The following is a 17682-nucleotide window of genomic DNA, read 5'->3' on the forward strand; positions in this document are numbered from 1 at the left end:
GAACCCCCTGCCCCTATGCACAACACCCTCCGACTCACCGTCAGCCAAGCCTTGGTGCGCTACTTGGCTGCGCTGCGCGTGGAAGTCACCCACGTGGACGGCTCCACCGAAGTCCTGCCCTACGTGGGCGGCGCCTTCGCCATCTTCGGCCACGGCAATGTCACCGGCCTGGGCGAGTCGCTGCACCAGGTGCGCGACCAGTTGCCGACCTACCGCGCCCACAACGAACAGGGCATGGCCAACGCGGCCATCGCCTACGCCAAGGCGAACTTCCGCCAGCGCATCATGGCCGTCACCTCCAGCATCGGCCCCGGCGCCACCAACCTGGTGACCTCGGCGGCGCTGGCGCATGTCGGGCGGCTGCCGGTGCTGCTGCTGCCGGGCGACGTGTTCGTGACGCGGCTGCCGGACCCGGTGCTGCAGCAGGTCGAGAGCTTCGAGCAAGGCGATGTCAGCGCCAACGACTGCTTCCGCCCGGTGACGCGCTACTTCGACCGCATCACCCGCCCCGAGCAGTTGCTGGTGGCGCTGCCGCGGGCGATCCAGGTGCTGACCGATCCGGCGCAGTGCGGGCCGGTGTGTCTGGCGCTGCCGCAGGACGTGCAGACCTTCGCGTTCGACTGGCCGGCGGAGTTTTTCGAGCCGGCGGTGATCCGCTTCCGCCGCCCGCCCGCCGAACAGCGCGAGCTGGACGAGGCCGTGGCGCTGCTGCAGTCGGCAAGCAAGCCGGTGCTGGTGGCGGGCGGTGGCGTGCTCTACAGCCAGGCGTGGGCGGCGCTGCGCGACTTCGCGGAGGCGCATGGCATCCCCGTCGTCGAGTCGCAGGCCGGCAAGGGCAGCCTCGCCTGGGACCACCCGCTCAACCTCGGCGCGATCGGCGTCACCGGCTCGCCCGCAGCCAACGCGGCGGCGGCCGAGTGCGACGTGGTGTTCGCCGTCGGCACGCGCTTGCAGGACTTCACCACCGGCTCGCATGCGCTGTTCAGCCACGCCAAGTTGCTGAGCCTGAACGTGCAGCCCTTCGACGCCGGCAAGAAACGTGGTCAGGCGCTGGTCGCCGATGCACGCGCCGGACTCGCGCAGTTGTCGGCCGCGCTGGGGGACTGGCGCGCCGACACGGACTGGACCGTGCTGTGCCGTACCCGCGCCGCCGCGTGGGTTGCCCGCGTGACCGAGCTGACGCTGAACGTGCCGACCGACACGCTGCCCTATGACGCCGAGGTGATCGGCGCGGTGCGCGAATCGGCGGCGGATGTCGGGCTGGACAGCGGCACGAAGGATCTGGTGGTCTGCGCCGCCGGCACGCTGCCCGCCGAGCTGCACAAGCTCTGGCGCAGCGGCCTGCCCGGCAACTACCACATGGACTACGCCTTCTCGACCATGGGCTACGAGGTCGCAGGTGGCCTGGGCGCCAAGCTGGCCCGCCCCGAGCGCGAGGTCTTCGTCCTCGTCGGCGACGGCTCCTACATGATGCTCAACGCCGAACTCGCCACCTCGGTGATGCTCGGCAAGAAGATCATCGTCGTCCTCCTCGACAACCGCGGCTATGGCTGCATCGAGCGGTTGCAGGTGAATTCGGGGGGCGCGAGCTTCAACAACATGCTCGACGACTGTATCCCGGAAGGGGGCCAGCCGTCGTCGATCGACTTCGCGATGCACGGCCGTTCGATGGGCGCGGACGCGGTGCATGTCCAGGACGTGGCCGAGCTGCGCCGCGAGCTGGCCCGCGCCCGCGCCGCGACGAAATCGCAGGTGCTCGTGATCGACACGACGCACCGCCGGACGACGAACGACGGCGGCACCTGGTGGGAAGTGGCGCTGCCCGAGGTGTCACCGCGCCCCGAGGCGATGGCAGCGCAGGCCCGCTATGTCGAAGCCAAGAAGAAACAATTTCACTGACCCCGACTGAACCCGAATCACTGGAACCGCACATGACCTGGAACGTCCGCATCGGCATCAACCCCATCTCCTGGATGAACGATGACCTGCCCGCCCTCGGCGGCGAAACCCTGCTCGAAACCGCCCTCTCCGAAGGCGCCGAGATCGGCTACGAAGGCTTCGAACTCGGCAACAAGTTCCCCAAGGACGGCCCCGGCCTGAAGGCAAAACTCGACGAGTTCGGCGTGGCCTGTGTCTCAGGCTGGTACTCGGGTTTCCTGGCCGAAGACACGGTGGAAGCCGAGGTGGCCCGCTGCGTCGCGCACATGGCCAAGCTGCAGTTCAACGGCGCGAACGTGGTCGTCTACGGTGAGTGCGCGGGCACCGTGCAAGGCCAGATCGACACGCCCGTCAGCAAGCGCCCGACCTTCCGCGACGCCGCCGCCTGGCAGGCCTACGCCGAGCGCCTGAACGCCTTCGGCCAGCACCTGATCGACACCTACGGCATCAAGCTCGCCTACCACCACCACATGGGCGCGTATGTGGAGTCACCCGCCGACATCGACCAGCTCATGGCGCTGACCGATCCGGCCAAGGTCTTCCTGCTCTATGACACCGGCCACGCCTATTTCGGGGGTGCCACTGACCCGCTCGTGCCACTGAAGAAGCACCTGAGCCGCGTCGTCCACGTGCATTGCAAGGACGTGCGCCCGGCCGTCATCGCGCAGGCGCGCAACGACAGCTGGAGCTTCCTGAACGGCGTCATCAACGGCACCTTCACCGTGCCCGGCGACGGCGTGATCGACTACGACGCCGTGCTCACGACGCTGAAGGACGCGGGTTACGAGGGTTGGCTGGTCGTCGAGGCCGAACAGGATCCCGCCGTGGCCCCGAGCTACGCCTACGCCAAGAAGGGCCACGACACGCTGCGGGCCATCGTCAACCGACTGGGAAGCTGAACACCATGGGCCTGCTCGTCAAGGCCGCCTCCGGGCGGGAAATCTGCGAAATCACGCCCGAGCGGGCCGGCTGGACGCACGTCGGCTTCCGTGCGCTGCGGCTGGCGGCGGGCGACCATGAAACGCTCGACACCGGCGCACGCGAACTGTGCCTCGTGGTGCTGACCGGCACCGTCGAAGTGCGGGTCGGCGATACCGTGTTCGCGGGGCTGGGTTCGCGCGACAGCGTGTTCGCCGAACAGTCACCGGACGCGCTGTATGTGCCCGGCGGCCAGACGCTGACGGTCACGGCCACACGAAATGCCGAAGTCGCGCTGTGCAGCGCACCCAGCAAGGGCGGCCACGCCGTGCGGCGCATCGATGGCAGCACCCTGCGCCGCAGCGTGCGCGGAAAAGGCTCCAACACGCGCTATGTGTGCGACATCCTGCCCCAGGACGATCCGGGGGCGGACCACCTGCTGGTGGTCGAGGTGATCACTCCTGCCGGCCATTCCAGCAGCTATCCGCCGCACAAGCACGACCGCGACGTGCCCCCGGAAGAAACCCTGCTCGAAGAAACTTATTACCACCGACTGAATCCGCCGCAGGGTTTTGCGTTTCAGCGTGTCTATACCGACGACCGCAGTATTGACGAGGCCTGCGCCGTGGAAAACCACGACGTCGTGATGGTTCCTCGCGGGTATCACCCCTGCGTCGCGCCGCATGGCTACGACCTGTACTACCTGAATGTCATGGCAGGTCCGGGAAGGCTCTGGCATTTCAAGAACGATCCAGCCCACGAATGGATGGTGGCGCTGTAACGTCGCGTAATTGCGACAAGGATGTTCCCTAGGTTTTCGCCTAAATCAGGGTGCGGTAAAAACGCAAACGTTTACGGCGCTACTGTGAAGCTGTGTTTTGGCATAAATTCACAGGCAAGAAACCCGACGTAACCGGTCTGTTGTCTGAACGCGCTGCACTACCTCTCAACGACGGTGCAGCACACAATTCAGGCACCGAGCGAATGTTGCACCGGCGCGACACACTGGTTTACCAAGGGTCATCCTCAGGTAAATTGGAATTGAATAGTCGCTACTGTTCATCACCAAGCATCACCCAAGGTCGAGCATTCGGCCATCTTCCCGCAACGAAAGAGGAGTCTGACCATGATCCGCAAATCCCAACTGGCCCTGGCCATCGCCGCCCTGATCTCCGCTCCGGCTTTCGCCGCCGTGGCCTTTGATGCCAACGTCGAAATGGACACCACCTACCAGAACAACAACCGTGGCGCCAGCCAAGGTGGTCGCGTTGAACTGAACGCCTTCTCGAAGACCGACAAGGGCGGCGGTTTTGTCGCTGGCCGCGCCAGCTACCTGGCCACCAAGGGCGGCACCGCTGCCATCGACGACATGTGGGTCCAGATCGGCAATGCCGCTGGCGATGTCAAGCTGGGCCGCTTCGAAGCTGCGGACCTGTTCCCCACCGGCAAGGACACCATCGTTGAAGACGGCGGCGCTCCGAGCGGCTACCGCACCAACGCCTTCCGAGGCCGTACCAGCGATGCACACGCTGCGCTGACCCTGAACGCTGGTGGTGGCGTCGGCTTCGAACTGGGCCTGATGGCCGCTGCCAAGAACACCGGCATCCGCCCGGTCGTCAGCTTCGGCGTGGACGGCTTCACCGCCAAGGTCGGCTTCGAAAACGGCAAGAACTCTGCTGGCGCCAAGGTCAGCGGCGCTGGCATCACCGTCGGCACCACGATGGCTGGTGCTGGCCTGAACCTGAGCTACGGCTCGGGCAAGACCACCGCTGCTGCCGCTGGTTCCGCTTCGGTCAAGGGCTCCAGCCTGGGCCTGAACGCCACGATGGGTGCAGCTGGTCTCGGCTACATCATGGACAAGACCGGCTCGGCCAAGGAAAACATTTTCTACGCCGCCTACAGCCTGCCGCTGTTCGACACGGGCGCCACCGTCACCCCGGCTGCTTCGTACAGCAAGGCCGACGGCGAAGCCAAGCGCATTGGTCTGCGCGTCCGCGTCAACTACGCTTTCTGATCCCTGCTGCCCTTGCGGCAGTGGAATCAGCGATTTCGGGGTCCACGGTTCTAGTGGTCCTGAGGGGGTGGCATAGAGTGCTGCCACCCTTTCTTGGTGGGCTCCCGATGGGGGCTCACCTTTTTTTATGCCTGAACGAACCATCCCGTCCATGTCGCCCACACCTTCCACGCTGCATGTCGCGCTGATCGGATTCGGCTATGTCGGCCAGACCTTCCATGCCCCGCTGATCGACAGCGTCGAGGGCCTGTCACTCGCGCTGATCGCCTCCAGCGATGCCGGCAAGGTCCACGCCCGCTGGCCACAAGTCCGGGTCACCGCCGACTACCTGGCCGCCGCCACCGACCCGGCGATCGACCTCGTCGTCATTGCCAGCCCCAACGACAGCCACTACCCGCTAGCGTGTGCTGCGCTGCTGGCGGGCAAGCATGTGGTGATCGACAAACCGTTCACCGTCTCGATGGACGAGGCGCGTGATCTGGTGGAACTGGCGGAGACACGGGGGCGTCTGCTCTCGGTGTTCCACAACCGGCGCTGGGATGGCGATTTCCTCGGCGCGCAGGCGGCCTTGCACAGCGGCGCGCTGGGCGACGTGCGCGAATGCATCTCACGCTTTGACCGATTTGCCCCCGTCCCGCGGGACCGCTGGCGCGAGCGTCCCGGACCCGGCTCAGGCCTGTGGTTCGACCTGGGGCCGCATGTGGTCGACCAGGCGCTGTGCCTGTTCGGGCCACCGCAGACGGTCATGGCGGACATGGCGGGCTTGCGTGACGGTGCAGTCGGCGTGGTGGACTGGGCGCAAGTGGTGCTCGGCTACGAGGCTGAGGGGGTGCAACGCCGGGTGACGCTGCATGTCACGCGGCTGGCAGCCTGGGCCTCGCCACGCTTCGAGTTGCACGGCACGGCCGGGAGCTGGCTCTCCACCGGGCTGGACACGCAGGAAGACCAGCTGAAGGCCGGCATGACCCCGGGCGCACCGGGCTGGGGCGACGACAGCCGCCCCGCGCTGCTGGTGATCGGCACGGCCGAACCGGTCCCCGTGCCGCGACCGCGGGGCGACTACCGCCAGTACTACCTGGGCATCCGCGATGCGCTGCGCGGGAATGGCCCGAATCCGGTACCGGCCACCGAGGCCTTGCACGTCATGGCGGTGATGGACTGCGCGATGCGCAGCGCCGCCGAGGGCCGCACGCTGCGCTTCTCGCCGACCTGAGCCGGCTCGGCTCACTCCACCCCGACCGGCTCCGGCGTCATCAGGAAGGCCAGCGCCGCCATCACCCACTGCGCCACGGCGTGCGGCGGACTGGCGTAGAACGCGGACCACGCCGCCCCCCGGTGCTCGTTGTAGTCCGGTGCCGGCACATCGGGTTCACGCACCGGCAGCGTCTGCGTCCAGCCCACGCGCACGGCCACCCCCACCAGGACATCCATCACCAGCAGCCGCTCGGCACGCAACTGTGGATTGGCGCGGCAGATGTCGGACACCGCCACCAGCGCCTCGATCGTGAGCTGGCGGTACTCGGGCGCCTGGATCTTGTTGAGCAGATCCTCCACCTGCAGGGCAAAGCCGCGCTCGGACGGCGTCATGTCGGCCCGCGCCACGCGGCTGTCCATCTGGTTGCGGCTGTCGAGCTGGTCGCCAATGACCAGACCAGGGAAGTGCCGCAGCACCTGCCAGACGCGGGCGTAGAAGTCTTCGGGCAAGCGCGTGATGACGCCCTGCACTTCGCGCCAGGCCAGCCAGCCACCGACGCTCTGGTCGAGCACCGGGTCAGCCGACGCGGGGAAATGCACCGTCGCCAGCCCGGCGGCGCTGCCACTGCCGTCGTGGCTGATGCGGCCATGCAGCGACTGCAGGCGCAGCAGGTTGCGGTTCATGTCCTGCTCGTGGGCGATGACCTCACGCAGGCGGGTGAGGATGGCGTGCGGGCTCAGGCTGAGCAGGAAGTCGAAGGCCTCGGCCTGCGTCAGCGCGTGTTCGCGCGCCAGCCAGCCGGTGATGAGCAGGATCAGGTACCAGGCGCGCAGCGTCAGCGTGCCCTTGAACAGCGCGGCGTCCGCCTTGATCAGCACGCCCAGCAGCAACACGATCTCCTGCAGCAGCACCCGCGCCCGCGGATCGTCGCCGCCGTAGCGGCTGATGCGTGCGTGGATATCGGCGCTGCCCATCGGTCGGCCGATCACGGCGCCTTCGCCGTAGGCACGGCCGACAGCGACACGCTTTTGCCGGACGACAATCTGGGTCACCGCCTCTTCAAGCGCGTCGTCGTGCAGGTCGAGCACGCCGGCCGAGCGGCGGATCAGGCCCCACTTGCGTCCATGGCAGGCGCGGGCGTGGAAATCCAGCACCGTCTGTGCGACCGAGCAGCCCCGGTCGGTGCCCCACTGCGCGCCACCCCGGCGCACCAGGAGACCCAGGATCTCGATCTGCTCGTAGGGATTGCGGCTGCGGTCGAGCCGGTGGAGCAGCACTTGCGGATCGACCTCGTGCTCCAGCGCGGCAGCGCGCGCGGGCGTCAGGGGTCGGGTCGAGCCTTCTTCCCAGCGCAGATCAGGCGGCAAGCGGGTGTCCGCGGTGGCGGGCAGCTCGGCCGTCGCTGCCCAGGGCGCCGCGTCGAGCCAGTCCATGCGCGTGGTGCGCACACGCGGCAGCAGCGTGGCCAGCGGCCCGACTTCGACCCCAGCCGTGGCGTCGCGCCCGAGTTCCTTCAGGAAATTCAGCAGCACCTCGGCGCTGTTGGCGCCCAGCATCGGCTCGCCGATGAGCAGCAGCAGCAGCGGCTGCCCCTGCTGGTCACGCACCTGCCAATGGCGCCGCAGGCCGGCGATCTCGGCGCGGATCTCGTCGACCAGCAGCCGGTTGTCCAGCGTCAGGTAGAAGCCCTGGCGGCTGTAGAACGACGGCAGGAAAACGATCGTCTGCTCCCCGGCACCGCCTGCAGCGGCCAGCGTGAACACCTGGCTGGTGACGAGGCTGTCGAGGCGCTCGATCGGCCGGCCGGTCAGCCCGAGGCGGTCCACCCGCCCCAGCTCGGCCAGCGCCAGCGCCAGATCGTCGGCATAGCGCACCTGCAGCGGCTGCACCTGTTCGGGGGTCTCGCAGGCGATGCCGTGCGAGGCCAGCCGCGCCTGCACCAGCCGGTCCGCGCCCAGCACGGCCACCTGCACCCGCACCTGCTCGCGCGCGGCCTCGATCATGGCTTTGGACGCGGCATCGCTCGGACCGCGGCCGCGGGGCAGCAGTTCGCGCGCCGTCACGTAGCGGTCGTGCACCAGCACGCCCACGAGGTACAGGCTCTGCGCCCAGACCAGCGGCACGTTGTCGTTGGGTTCGCGGCGCTGGCTGCGGGGTTCCAGCCGCTCGGCGTCCACCAGCCCGGCCGGAACGAAGTACAGCTCTGGCAGCAGGCGTACACCGTCCTGCTCCACCATCAGTGCGTCCAGCCGCGTGCGGTAGTCGCGGGCTGCCATCTGATCACCGCGCAATGCCGCGTCGATCAGCAGGTAACAGAAGAACAGCGGCCACTCGGACTCGATGTGCTCGAACTGCTTCAGCTCGCCCGGCTCGTAGTGCAGGCGGCTGTGGTCTTCGGTGACGGTCTGGTGGCCGTCGCGCAGGAAACGCTTGCAGCCATAGCGGCCCTGCAGCTTGCCGATGATCTCGGCGCGGGTGCGCTCGACCAGCACCGCATCGCCGACCGCGAACGCCGGGAAGCCGATGATCGACAGCAGCGCAGCGTCGGTCTCCTTGGATTCCGACTCGCGCGGCAGCAGGCCTTCCAGCGTGTGGCGGGCCTGCGCGATGGCGTCGGCCGGGACGTGGATGCGCGGGCTGTCCGCACCGGGCATGAGCTGCGCGCCATTGACCACCTCCAGCGCCGCCTTGGCCATGCCGACCGAGCTGGCGTTGACCTCCGCCTGGCCGTCGTTGCGCTTGTGGCCGCGCTCCCAGATGCCGTAGTCGGGCGTGCGCCAGGCGTGCGCGAGGTACCAAACCAGGTTCTGCACGAAGTTCAGCTCGTCGCGGTCGCGCACGATCGACAGGCCGCCGGCGCTCATCTGCGTGAGCATCAGCAGGAAGATCGCGGTCGCGTCGATCTGCAGGTGGCCCCAGGCAGCGTCGCCCACCACCGATTCACCGGTCTGCGTCGAGTACTTGGCGTGCAGCGCGTCGTGCGGGTGCTGGGTGCGCTTGAAGCGCTCGACCTTGTGCGACTGCCGCATCATCGCCAGGAGCAAGCCGCGCATCAGGCGGGTCGTGGCGGCGTCGAGGTCATCGGCCTGCGCCGGATCGGTGGCACGCCAGGCACGGCCGAGCGCCCAGACCGCCAGGATGCTGTAGACGTTGTCGCGCACCCAGGCGTGGGTGTAGTCACCGTGCACCGTGATGGCGGTGCTGGCGGGCAGCAGGCCGGTGATCGGATCCTGCCGCGACAGGATGACGGTGCGCGCCTGCTGCGTGAGGGCCTGGAGTGCCTCAAGGCGCGGTGCGGTCCTGGAATTTGGGTGTGTGCTCATGTCGTCTGTCATCCCCGCGCAGGAGGGGATCCACCCGAACGGTCACTCCACTTTAGCAATTCACATGCCGCGCGGCACCAGCCACACCATCTGGTACGGCGCCAGCGTGACAGCCGACCGTGCATCGAAGGCCGATTGGCCGATGAGGTCCACCAGCTTGGCGGGCATGGCCGACATCACGTCGGCGGCGATGGTTTGGGGGAACTCGCTGAAGTTGCCCAGCACCAGCACGCTGCCCTGCCCGATGCGTGTCCCGTCGCGCAGATAGCCGAGCACGGCAGGGTTCTTGGTGAAGAACGGCACCAGGTGACCGCCCGCCAGCGCCGGCAGATGGCGGCGCAGGGAGATCAGGTGGCGCATCCCGGCGTGCAGGCGCCCTGCGTCGGTGCTCGGGTCACGGCGCTCGGCGTAGCGGCGCTCGTCACGCGCCGGGCGGTGCACCCAGCGGCTGTCGCTGACCTTGCCGGGGTCGTTGACGTACCCATGGTCGTCGAGCGTGCCCACCTCGTCGCCGAGGTAGATCAGCGGAATGCCGCCCGAGGACAGCGCCACCCCGTACAGCAGCAGGATGCGCGCCACCGCATGGGCGTCGCCTTGTTCCAGCCCGCACAGCGAGGCGGCCGTCCCGGAGATGCGGCAGTCGCCCGTGGCCGGGTTGTCCTGGAACGGCACGCCGCGGGCGAAGCTGCCAGGGAAGCGGTTGACGTAGAAGCGGTTGAGGAACTGGCGGTGGTGGAAGCCGTTGATGCCGAGCTGCAGCGCGTCCTCGTCGGCGAAGGTCCAGCCGATGTCGTCGTGGCTGCGCACGTAGTTGACCCAGGCGGTGCCGGGGGCGATGTGGTGGCGCTCGGCCAGGGCTTTTTGCAGCAGGTCCACCTGGCGCGTGGCCAGCGTGTTCCACAGCAGCGCCATCTGCAGCGGGTTGTAGGAGATCTGGCACTCGGTGGGCGCGATGTAGGCCACCACGTCGTCCGGATGGACGATGGCCTCGCTCTTGAACAGCAGCGCCGGCGCCGCGATGCGCGAGACCGCGTTGTAGGCGCGCAGCAGGTGGTGCGCCTCGGGCAGGTTTTCACAGGACGTGCCCAGCCGCTTCCAGATGAAGGCCACCGCGTCCATGCGCAGGAACTCGACGCCCAGGTTGGCGATGAACAGCATCTCGCCGGCCATCGCGCGGAAGACCTCGGGGTTGCTGTAGTTCAAGTCCCACTGGTAGCTGTGGAAGGTGGTCCAGACCCAGCGGCCGTCGGGCAGTTGCGAGAAAGCGCCCGGGTGCTCGTCCGGGAAGATCTCGCGCACGGTGCGCTCGTAGGCGTCGGGCTGGGTGCGGTCCGGGAAGAGGTAGAAGTAGTCCTGGTAAGCGGGATCGTTCGCCCGCGCGCCGACCGCCCAGTCGTGTTCGTCCGAGGTGTGGTTGAACACGAAGTCCAGCACCAGCGAGATGCCCGCCTCGCGCAGCTTTTCCGACAGGTGGCGCAGCTCGTCGATGGTGCCCAGCGACGGCTTGGTGGCCCGGTAGCTGCTGACCGCGTAACCACCATCGCTGTGCGGCTCGGGGCACAGGTAGGGCGGCATCAGGTGCAGGTAGGTCAGGCCGAGTTCCTGGAAGTACGGGATCTGCGCCTCGATGCCGCTGAAGTTGCCTGCGAACAGATCGACGTAGCAGACACCGCCGAGCATGCGCTGCGACTGGAACCAGTCCGGGTCGTGCTCGCGCTGGGCGTCGAGCGCCTTCAGGTCGTCGGCACGGTCGCGCCAGGCCTCGAAGGTGGTCTGCAGCAGGCGAACCAGGAAGTCCTCGAAGTCGGCGCGGTCGCCGTAGAGCGGCAGCAGCTCGCTGCGCAGCGTCTGCAGGTGGGTGCGGACGCGCTGGTCGAACGCGGGCCAGTGGGCTTCGCCCGCCAGCGTCCTGTGCAGCGTCTGCCAGAGGCGGCCGAGCTGCTCGTCGTGCGTGACCCAGGCGGGGATGGGGCGTCCGGTCACCCGCGGGCCGGAAATCGTGTCGGTGGCCACGGCGGCCTCCTTGTCAGTGAGTCGGTTCTGGGGACAGTAGGGATCAGGCATGCAGACGCAGCATCCGCGCCTCCCACGGCCGCAGGGGCGAGCCGTGCAGCGGATCACCCTCACACGGCGGACAGTTGCCGAGCATCCAGTCGCAGCCGCTGGCCGCAGCCTCGGCAGGCAGGTCGAACACGGGCGTCTCCCCGCCGAAATTGCAGACGATCAACCACCGTTCGAGGTCCAGGGTCCGCGTGTAGGCGTAGATCTGGGCATGGTCAGGCAGCAGCAGGTCATACCGGCCATGCACCAGCACCGGATGGGCGCGGCGCAGCGCGATCAGGCGCTGGTAGTGGTGGAACACCGAGTCCGGATCGGCCACCGCCTGCGCGGCATTGATCTGCGGAAAGTTCGGATTCAGCTTGAGCCAGGGCGTGCCGGTCGTGAAGCCGGCGTTGGGCGAGCCATCCCAGGGCATCGGCGTGCGCGCGTTGTCACGGCCCTTGGCGTGGATCGAGCGCATCACCTCGGCGGGATCCTGTCCGCGCTCCTCGGTGGCGACGCGGTACATGTTGCGGATCTCGATGTCCTGGTAGTCCTCGATCGACTCGAAGCCCACGTTGGTCATGCCGAGTTCTTCGCCCTGGTAGACGTAGGGCGTGCCCTGCATCCCGTGCAGGAAGGTGCCGAGCATCTTGGCCGACACGACCCGGTGCGCCCCGTCATCGCCGAAGCGCGACACCGGCCGCGGCTGGTCGTGGTTGTTCAGGTAGAGGCTGTTCCACCCCTGCTGGTAGAGCGCGTCCTGCCAGCGCGTCATCGTCGCCTTCAGGTCGCGCAGGTCCAGCGGCTTCAGCGCCCACTTGCCGTTCATGTGACCACCGACGCTGTCGAGGTCCATGTGCTCGAACTGGAACAGCATGCTCAGCGCGCCGGTCTGCGGATTCGTCAGTTCGCGGCCCTGCGTGATGGTGGCCAGCGGCGCCTCGCCCACCGTGATGGTGTCGTAGTGGTCGAGCACCTGCTCGCGCATCTCGCGCAGGAACTCCAGCAGCCGCGGCCCGTTGCAGGTCAGCGCAAACCCCGGCTGCAGGAAGCCCTCGCGCACGACCGACGCATCCGGCAGGCTGCCATCGGCATTCCAAGGCTTCGAGATCATGTTGATCACGTCCATGCGAAAACCGTCCACGCCCTTGTCGAGCCAGAAGCGCATCGCCTCGTGCACCTCGGCGCGCAGCGCCGGGTTCTCCCAGTTCAGGTCCGGCTGCTTGGGGCTGAACATGTGCAGGTAGTACTCGCCGGTCGGCGCGTTCCACTCCCAGACCGAGCCATTGAACGCCGCTTCCCAGTTGGTCGGCGGCGAGCCATCGGGCTGGGGTTCACGCCAGATGTAGTGGTCGTGGTACGGGTTGTCGCGGCTTTTACGGGCCTCGCGGAACCAGGCGTGCTCGTCCGAACTGTGGTTGACCACGAGGTCCATCATCAGCCGGATGCCCCGCGCGTGCATCTGCGCCAGCATCTCGTCGAACTCGGCCATCGTCCCGAACTCGGGCGCGATGGCGCGGTAGTCGCTGATGTCGTAGCCGTTGTCGTCCTGCGGCGAGGCGTAGACCGGCGACAGCCAGACCACATCGACGCCGAGCGCCTGCAGGTGGTCCAGCTTCGACGTGATGCCGGGCAGATCGCCCACCCCGTCGCCATTGCTGTCGCAGAAGCTGCGCGGGTAGATCTGGTAGACGACGGACTGTTTCCACCAGTCGCGGTCGGGGCGTGCGGTCATGGTCGGCGGGCGTGTCGGGGGTTCAGGCGGGCAGTTGCACGGTGCGCGCAAAGGCCAATCCGGCCGCGTCGAAGAGGTAGCCGTGTTCCGGGCGGATCCGCAGCGTGATGCGGTCACCCGCCGAGTGACCCGCGTAGCCTTCGAGGCGCAGCGTCACCATCGGTGCATCGGGTGCGATGTCGAGATAGAGCATCGACGAATCGCCCAGCCGCTCCATCTGGCGCACCTTGGCGTGCAGCGGCGAGCCGACGCCGGTGTCCCCTGCCAGCAGATGCTCGGGGCGAATGCCCAGCGACACCGGGTCGCCGGCCTTGGCGCGGCGGGCGTCCACCGCGACGGTGATCTGCTCGCCATGCACCTCGACCACCGCGTGGTCGGCCTCGGCGCGCACAAGGCGACCGGGCAGCACGTTCATCTTCGGGCTGCCGATGAACTCGGCGACGAAGAGGTTTTCCGGGCGATGGTAGAGGTCCATCGGCGAACCGAACTGCGCCACGCTGCCGTGGTCCTGCACGCCCTGGCCCGAGCGCAGCAGCACGATCTTGTCGGCCAGCGTCATCGCCTCGACCTGGTCGTGGGTGACGTAGATCATGCTGGCGGTGCCGATGTCGTGGTGCAGCTTGGCGATCTCCAGACGGGTCTGCACGCGCAGCGCAGCGTCCAGGTTCGACAGCGGCTCGTCGAACAGGAACACCTCCGGCTCCTTGACGATGGCGCGGCCGATGGCCACCCGCTGGCGCTGACCGCCGGAGAGCGCCTTGGGCAAACGGTCCAGCAGGGGCGTGAGTTGCAGGATGTCGGCGGCTTTCTTGACCTTCTGCTCGATCGCCGCCTTGTCGGCGCCGAGCACGCGCAGGCCGAAGGCCATGTTTTCGGCCACCGTCATGTGCGGATAGAGCGCGTAGCTCTGGAACACCATCGCCACGCCGCGCTTGGCCGGCGGCAGATCGTTGACGCGCACGCCGCCGATCGACAGGTCACCGGAGGTGATGTCCTCCAGCCCTGCGACCATGCGCAGCAGCGTCGATTTGCCGCAGCCCGACGGGCCGACAAAGACGCAGAACTCGCCCTTGCCGATGGTGATGTTGGCGTTGTTGATCGTCAGCGGCAAGCCGGGGGCGTAGCGTTTGCCGATGTTCTTGAAATCGATGCGTGACATGGCGGTCCCTTGCGAAGGAAGAGAGTCGAGGGGGTCAGACTCGGGTCAGACGCGCAAACAGCACGCCAAAAGGGTCGAAGGACAAGGTCGATTGCGCATCGACCCGGTCTCCGTCGGGCAGCGTCAGCGTCGCCGGTTCGGCGCTGAGGTTGAACGCGCACAGCAGCCGCGCGTCGCCGTGGCGGCGCACGAAGGCCAGCACCTGCGGATCGACGGGCAACAGCGTCAGGTCGCCCAGCACCAGCGCAGGCTGGGTGCGGCGCCATTGCAGCAGATGGCGGTAGTGGTGCAGCAGCGCGGCCGGATCCGCCTCTTGCGCATCCACCGCCAGCGCGCGGTGCGACTCGGCCACGGGCAGCCACGGGCGAACTTGACTGCCGTCCGTGGCCAGCGCACCGAAGCCCAGGTCCGGCGCGGCCGAGTCCCAGGGGAACGGCGTGCGGCAACCGTCGCGGCCCTTGAACTCGGGCCACATCGTGATGCCGTAGGGGTCTTGCAGATCCTCGTAGGCGATGTCGGCTTCGGGCAGCCCGAGTTCCTCGCCCTGGTACAGGCACACCGCACCGCGCAGGCTGAGCTGCAGCGCCGGAGCCAGCCGCAGCAGCGCCGGGTTCGGGTGTTCGCCGCCCCAGCGGGTGGCGATGCGCTTGCAGTCGTGGTTCGACAGCGCCCAGCAGGCCCAGCCGCCACCCGCTTCAGCGGCGACGCGCTCGAACTTGGCGATCACCTCGTGCAGGTAAGGCGCGTCATGCCGATCGGCCAGCAAGTCGAAGCAGTAGCCCATGTGCAGCCGCTCGGCGCCGTCGGCGGAGGGACTGCTGTACTGCGCCACCATCGCCATGCCGGACTCGTCGCCAATCTCGCCGACCATCATCGTGTCGGGGTACTGGTCGGTCAGTGCGCGCAGGCGTTCGAGGAAACCGAGCGCGTCCGGGCGGCTGCGGTCGTACACATGGTGCTGCCACGCATACGGGTTGCTCGCCGCCACCGTCGGGTTGCTGCCGTCGGGCATGCCGGCGCCGGGGTTGCTGCGCAGCTCGGCGTCGTGGAAACAGAAGTTGATCGCGTCCAGCCGGTAACCATCGACGCCAAAGTCGAGCCAGAACTTCACCGAATCCAGCAAGGCTTGCTGCACCTCGGGGTTGTGGAAGTTCAGGTCCGGCTGGCTGGTCAGGAAGTTGTGCAGGTAGTACTGGCGGCGCCGGGTGTCCCACTGCCATGAACTTCCACCAAACACGCTCAGCCAGTTGTTGGGCGGGTTGCCATCGTCCTTGGCATCGGCCCAGACGTACCAGTCGGCTTTCGGGTTGATGTGGGGATCGCGGCTCTGGCGGCTTTCCTTGAACCACGGGTGCTGGTCCGACGAATGCGACAGCACCTGGTCGATGATGACCTTCAGGCCGAGTGCGTGCGCCCGATCGACCAGCGCCCGGAAGTCGGCGAGCGTGCCGAACATCGGGTCGATGTCGTTGTAGTCGCTGACGTCGTAGCCGAAGTCCTTCATCGGACTCTTGAAAATCGGCGACAACCAGACTGCGTCGGCGCCAAGGCGGGCGATGTGATCGAGGCGGCGGGTGATGCCCGGCAGGTCGCCGATGCCGTCGCCGTTGCTGTCCTGGTAGCTGCGCGGGTAGATCTGGTAGATCACGCCGCTGCGCCACCAGCCGCTGTTGGGGGCCTTGTCGGAAGACTGGATGCGGCTCATGGGAAAAGGGGTTTCAAGCGGGCGAACAGAACACCCCAGGGTTCAAAACTCGCCCGCGCATAGGCGGCCACTGCGCCCTGCACGCCACTGTCGGTGCAGACCTCGGCCACTTGGCCGACAACCGACAGCTCCAGCGCGGCCCACTGGTCGCTGAGGTTGAAGGCGCACAGCACCCGCTCGCCCTCGTGTTCGCGCACGAAGGCCAGCACCTGCGGATGCACCGGCAGCAGCGTCATGTCGCCGTGAACCAGCGCCGGCACGCCACGCCGCCACGCCAGCAACTGCCGGTAGTGCGACAGCAGCGACGCGGGATCGCTGTCCTGCCGATTGGCGGCCAGTGCGCGGTGGCTTTCGGACACCGGCAGCCAAGGCTTGACCGTGGCGCCGGCCGCACCGAAACCCAGGTCGGGCGCGTCGGCTTCCCATGCCATCGGGGTGCGGCAGCCGTCGCGGCCCTTGTACTCCGGCCACATCGTGATGCCGTAGGGGTCTTGCAGATCCTCGAACGCGACCTGCGCTTCCGGCAGGCCGAGTTCGTCACCTTGGTAGATGCACGCCGTACCGCGCAGGCTCAGCTGCAGCGCCGCCGCCGCCCGCAGCAGGCCAGCAGGCGGATTCGCCCCACCCCAGCGCGTCGCCACGCGGGGAATGTCGTGGTTCGTGATCGCCCAGCAGGGCCAGCCGCTGCCGACCACGTCATTGAAGCGGGTGAAGACACCGTGCAGATACGGCGCGCCGTGCGGCTCGCCGAGCAGGTCGAAGCAGTAGGCCATGTGCAGCTTGTCGCCGCCGCCGGTGTACTCGGCGACCCGCGCCAGCCCGTCGTCGTCGCCGATCTCGCCGACCATCGTCGTGTCGGGGTACTGATCGACCAGCGCACGCAGCCGCTGCAGGAACACGAGGTTCTCCGGCTGGCTCTTGTCGAAGTGGTGCCACTGCCAGGCATACGGGTTGACGGGGCTCACCGCCGGGTCGCTGCCGTCGGGCATGCCGCGGCCCGGGTTGTCGCGCAACTGGCGGTCGTGGAAGTAGAAATTCACCACGTCCAGCCGGTAGCCATCGACGCCGAAATCGAGCCAGAACTTCACGCAGCCGAGCACCGCGTCCTGGACGTCCGGGCAATGGAAATTCAGGTCCGGCTGGCTGGTCAGGAAGTTGTGCAGGTAGTACTGGCGACGGCGCGTGTCCCACTGCCACGCCGAGCCGCCGAAGATCGACAGCCAGTTGTTCGGCGGATTGCCGTCGTCCTTCGCGTCGGCCCAGACGTACCAGTCGGCCTTGGCGTTGTCGCGGCTGGTGCGACTTTCCTGGAACCAAGGGTGCTGGTCGGCCGTGTGCGAATACACCTGGTCGATCATCACCTTCAGGCCGAGCGCATGCGCCCGATCCACCAGCACCCGGAAGTCCGCCAGCGTGCCGAACAGCGGATCGACATCGCAGTAGTCGCTGATGTCGTAGCCGAAGTCCTTCATCGGCGACTTGAAGAACGGCGACAACCAGATGCCGTCTGCACCCAGTGCGGCGATGTGGTCAAGCCGGCGCGTGATGCCCGGCAGGTCGCCCACGCCGTCGCCGTTGCTGTCCTGGTAACTGCGTGGGTAGATCTGGTAGATCACCCCGCCGCGCCACCAGTTGCTGTTGGATGCCTTCAT

11 protein-coding genes are annotated in these 17682 nt (G+C 67.6%); 5 read left to right on the top strand and 6 right to left on the bottom strand.

The genetic code is table 11. The features are described from left to right. The first annotated feature begins 15 nt into the window (after positions 1-15). The 5 genes from iolD to RMP06_RS13565 all read left to right on the top strand — a co-directional run bounded on the left by iolD (position 16) and on the right by RMP06_RS13565 (position 6083). A complete protein-coding gene (gene iolD, locus RMP06_RS13545) occupies positions 16-1899 on the top strand; it encodes a 3D-(3,5/4)-trihydroxycyclohexane-1,2-dione acylhydrolase (decyclizing) (protein WP_310462308.1) in 1884 nt (627 codons plus the stop codon). 32 nt (positions 1900-1931) lie between these two features. Further along, a complete protein-coding gene (gene iolE / locus RMP06_RS13550; RefSeq protein WP_310462309.1) occupies positions 1932-2837 on the top strand; it encodes a myo-inosose-2 dehydratase in 906 nt (301 codons plus the stop codon). A 5-nt stretch (positions 2838-2842) separates the two neighbouring features. Further along, a complete protein-coding gene (iolB, locus tag RMP06_RS13555; RefSeq protein WP_310462310.1) occupies positions 2843-3637 on the top strand; it encodes a 5-deoxy-glucuronate isomerase in 795 nt (264 codons plus the stop codon). A gap of 345 nt (positions 3638-3982) precedes the next feature. Beyond that, the gene (locus tag RMP06_RS13560; RefSeq protein ID WP_310462311.1) at positions 3983-4870 is read left to right on the top strand and encodes a carbohydrate porin; all 888 of its coding nucleotides are present in this window, start codon (positions 3983-3985) and stop codon (positions 4868-4870) included. Positions 4871-5021: 151 nt separating this feature from the next. Then, on the top strand, positions 5022-6083 hold the full coding sequence (locus RMP06_RS13565) for an oxidoreductase (RefSeq protein ID WP_310462312.1): 1062 nt from the start codon (positions 5022-5024) through the stop codon (positions 6081-6083). A gap of 11 nt (positions 6084-6094) precedes the next feature. Here the strand turns inward: RMP06_RS13565 and RMP06_RS13570 are convergent, their stop codons facing one another. From RMP06_RS13570 to RMP06_RS13595, 6 genes are read right to left on the bottom strand one after another with little or no spacing between them, the layout of a single operon-like run. Further along, the gene (locus RMP06_RS13570) at positions 6095-9388 is read right to left on the bottom strand and encodes a glycoside hydrolase family 15 protein (protein WP_310462313.1); all 3294 of its coding nucleotides are present in this window, start codon (positions 9386-9388) and stop codon (positions 6095-6097) included. A 60-nt stretch (positions 9389-9448) separates the two neighbouring features. After that, entirely contained in the window at positions 9449-11401 is a 1953-nt protein-coding gene (locus RMP06_RS13575) for an alpha-amylase family protein (protein WP_310462314.1), read from the bottom strand. A gap of 43 nt (positions 11402-11444) precedes the next feature. Then, positions 11445-13166: a glycoside hydrolase family 13 protein gene (locus RMP06_RS13580; protein ID WP_310462315.1), complete on the bottom strand. Its 1722-nt coding sequence runs from the start codon at positions 13164-13166 to the stop codon at positions 11445-11447. A 22-nt stretch (positions 13167-13188) separates the two neighbouring features. Further along, entirely contained in the window at positions 13189-14325 is a 1137-nt protein-coding gene (locus RMP06_RS13585; RefSeq protein WP_310462316.1) for an ABC transporter ATP-binding protein, read from the bottom strand. A 34-nt stretch (positions 14326-14359) separates the two neighbouring features. Beyond that, positions 14360-16030, bottom strand: coding sequence for an alpha-glucosidase family protein (locus RMP06_RS13590; RefSeq protein ID WP_310462317.1), 1671 nt, complete (start codon positions 16028-16030; stop codon positions 14360-14362). Continuing rightward, the gene (locus RMP06_RS13595) at positions 16027-17682 is read right to left on the bottom strand and encodes an alpha-glucosidase family protein (RefSeq protein ID WP_310462318.1); all 1656 of its coding nucleotides are present in this window, start codon (positions 17680-17682) and stop codon (positions 16027-16029) included. Before RMP06_RS13595 ends, RMP06_RS13590 begins: the two co-directional genes overlap by 4 nt.

Origin of the sequence: Sphaerotilus sp. (genome assembly GCF_031429695.1) — a bacterium.
Classification (GTDB): domain Bacteria; phylum Pseudomonadota; class Gammaproteobacteria; order Burkholderiales; family Burkholderiaceae_C; genus Sphaerotilus.

Excerpts from the sequence above, each read along its gene's own strand:
- RMP06_RS13565 (WP_310462312.1), top strand. The coding sequence starts at position 5,022 with ATGTCGCCCACACCTTCCACGCTGCATGTCGCGCTGATCGGATTCGGC.
- RMP06_RS13580 (WP_310462315.1), bottom strand. The coding sequence starts at position 13,166 with ATGACCGCACGCCCCGACCGCGACTGGTGGAAACAGTCCGTCGTCTAC.
- iolE (WP_310462309.1), top strand. The coding sequence starts at position 1,932 with ATGACCTGGAACGTCCGCATCGGCATCAACCCCATCTCCTGGATGAAC.
- RMP06_RS13570 (WP_310462313.1), bottom strand. The coding sequence starts at position 9,388 with ATGAGCACACACCCAAATTCCAGGACCGCACCGCGCCTTGAGGCACTC.
- iolD (WP_310462308.1), top strand. The coding sequence starts at position 16 with ATGCACAACACCCTCCGACTCACCGTCAGCCAAGCCTTGGTGCGCTAC.
- RMP06_RS13590 (WP_310462317.1), bottom strand. The coding sequence starts at position 16,030 with ATGAGCCGCATCCAGTCTTCCGACAAGGCCCCCAACAGCGGCTGGTGG.
- RMP06_RS13560 (WP_310462311.1), top strand. The coding sequence starts at position 3,983 with ATGATCCGCAAATCCCAACTGGCCCTGGCCATCGCCGCCCTGATCTCC.
- iolB (WP_310462310.1), top strand. The coding sequence starts at position 2,843 with ATGGGCCTGCTCGTCAAGGCCGCCTCCGGGCGGGAAATCTGCGAAATC.
- RMP06_RS13595 (WP_310462318.1), bottom strand. The coding sequence starts at position 17,682 with ATGAAGGCATCCAACAGCAACTGGTGGCGCGGCGGGGTGATCTACCAG.
- RMP06_RS13585 (WP_310462316.1), bottom strand. The coding sequence starts at position 14,325 with ATGTCACGCATCGATTTCAAGAACATCGGCAAACGCTACGCCCCCGGC.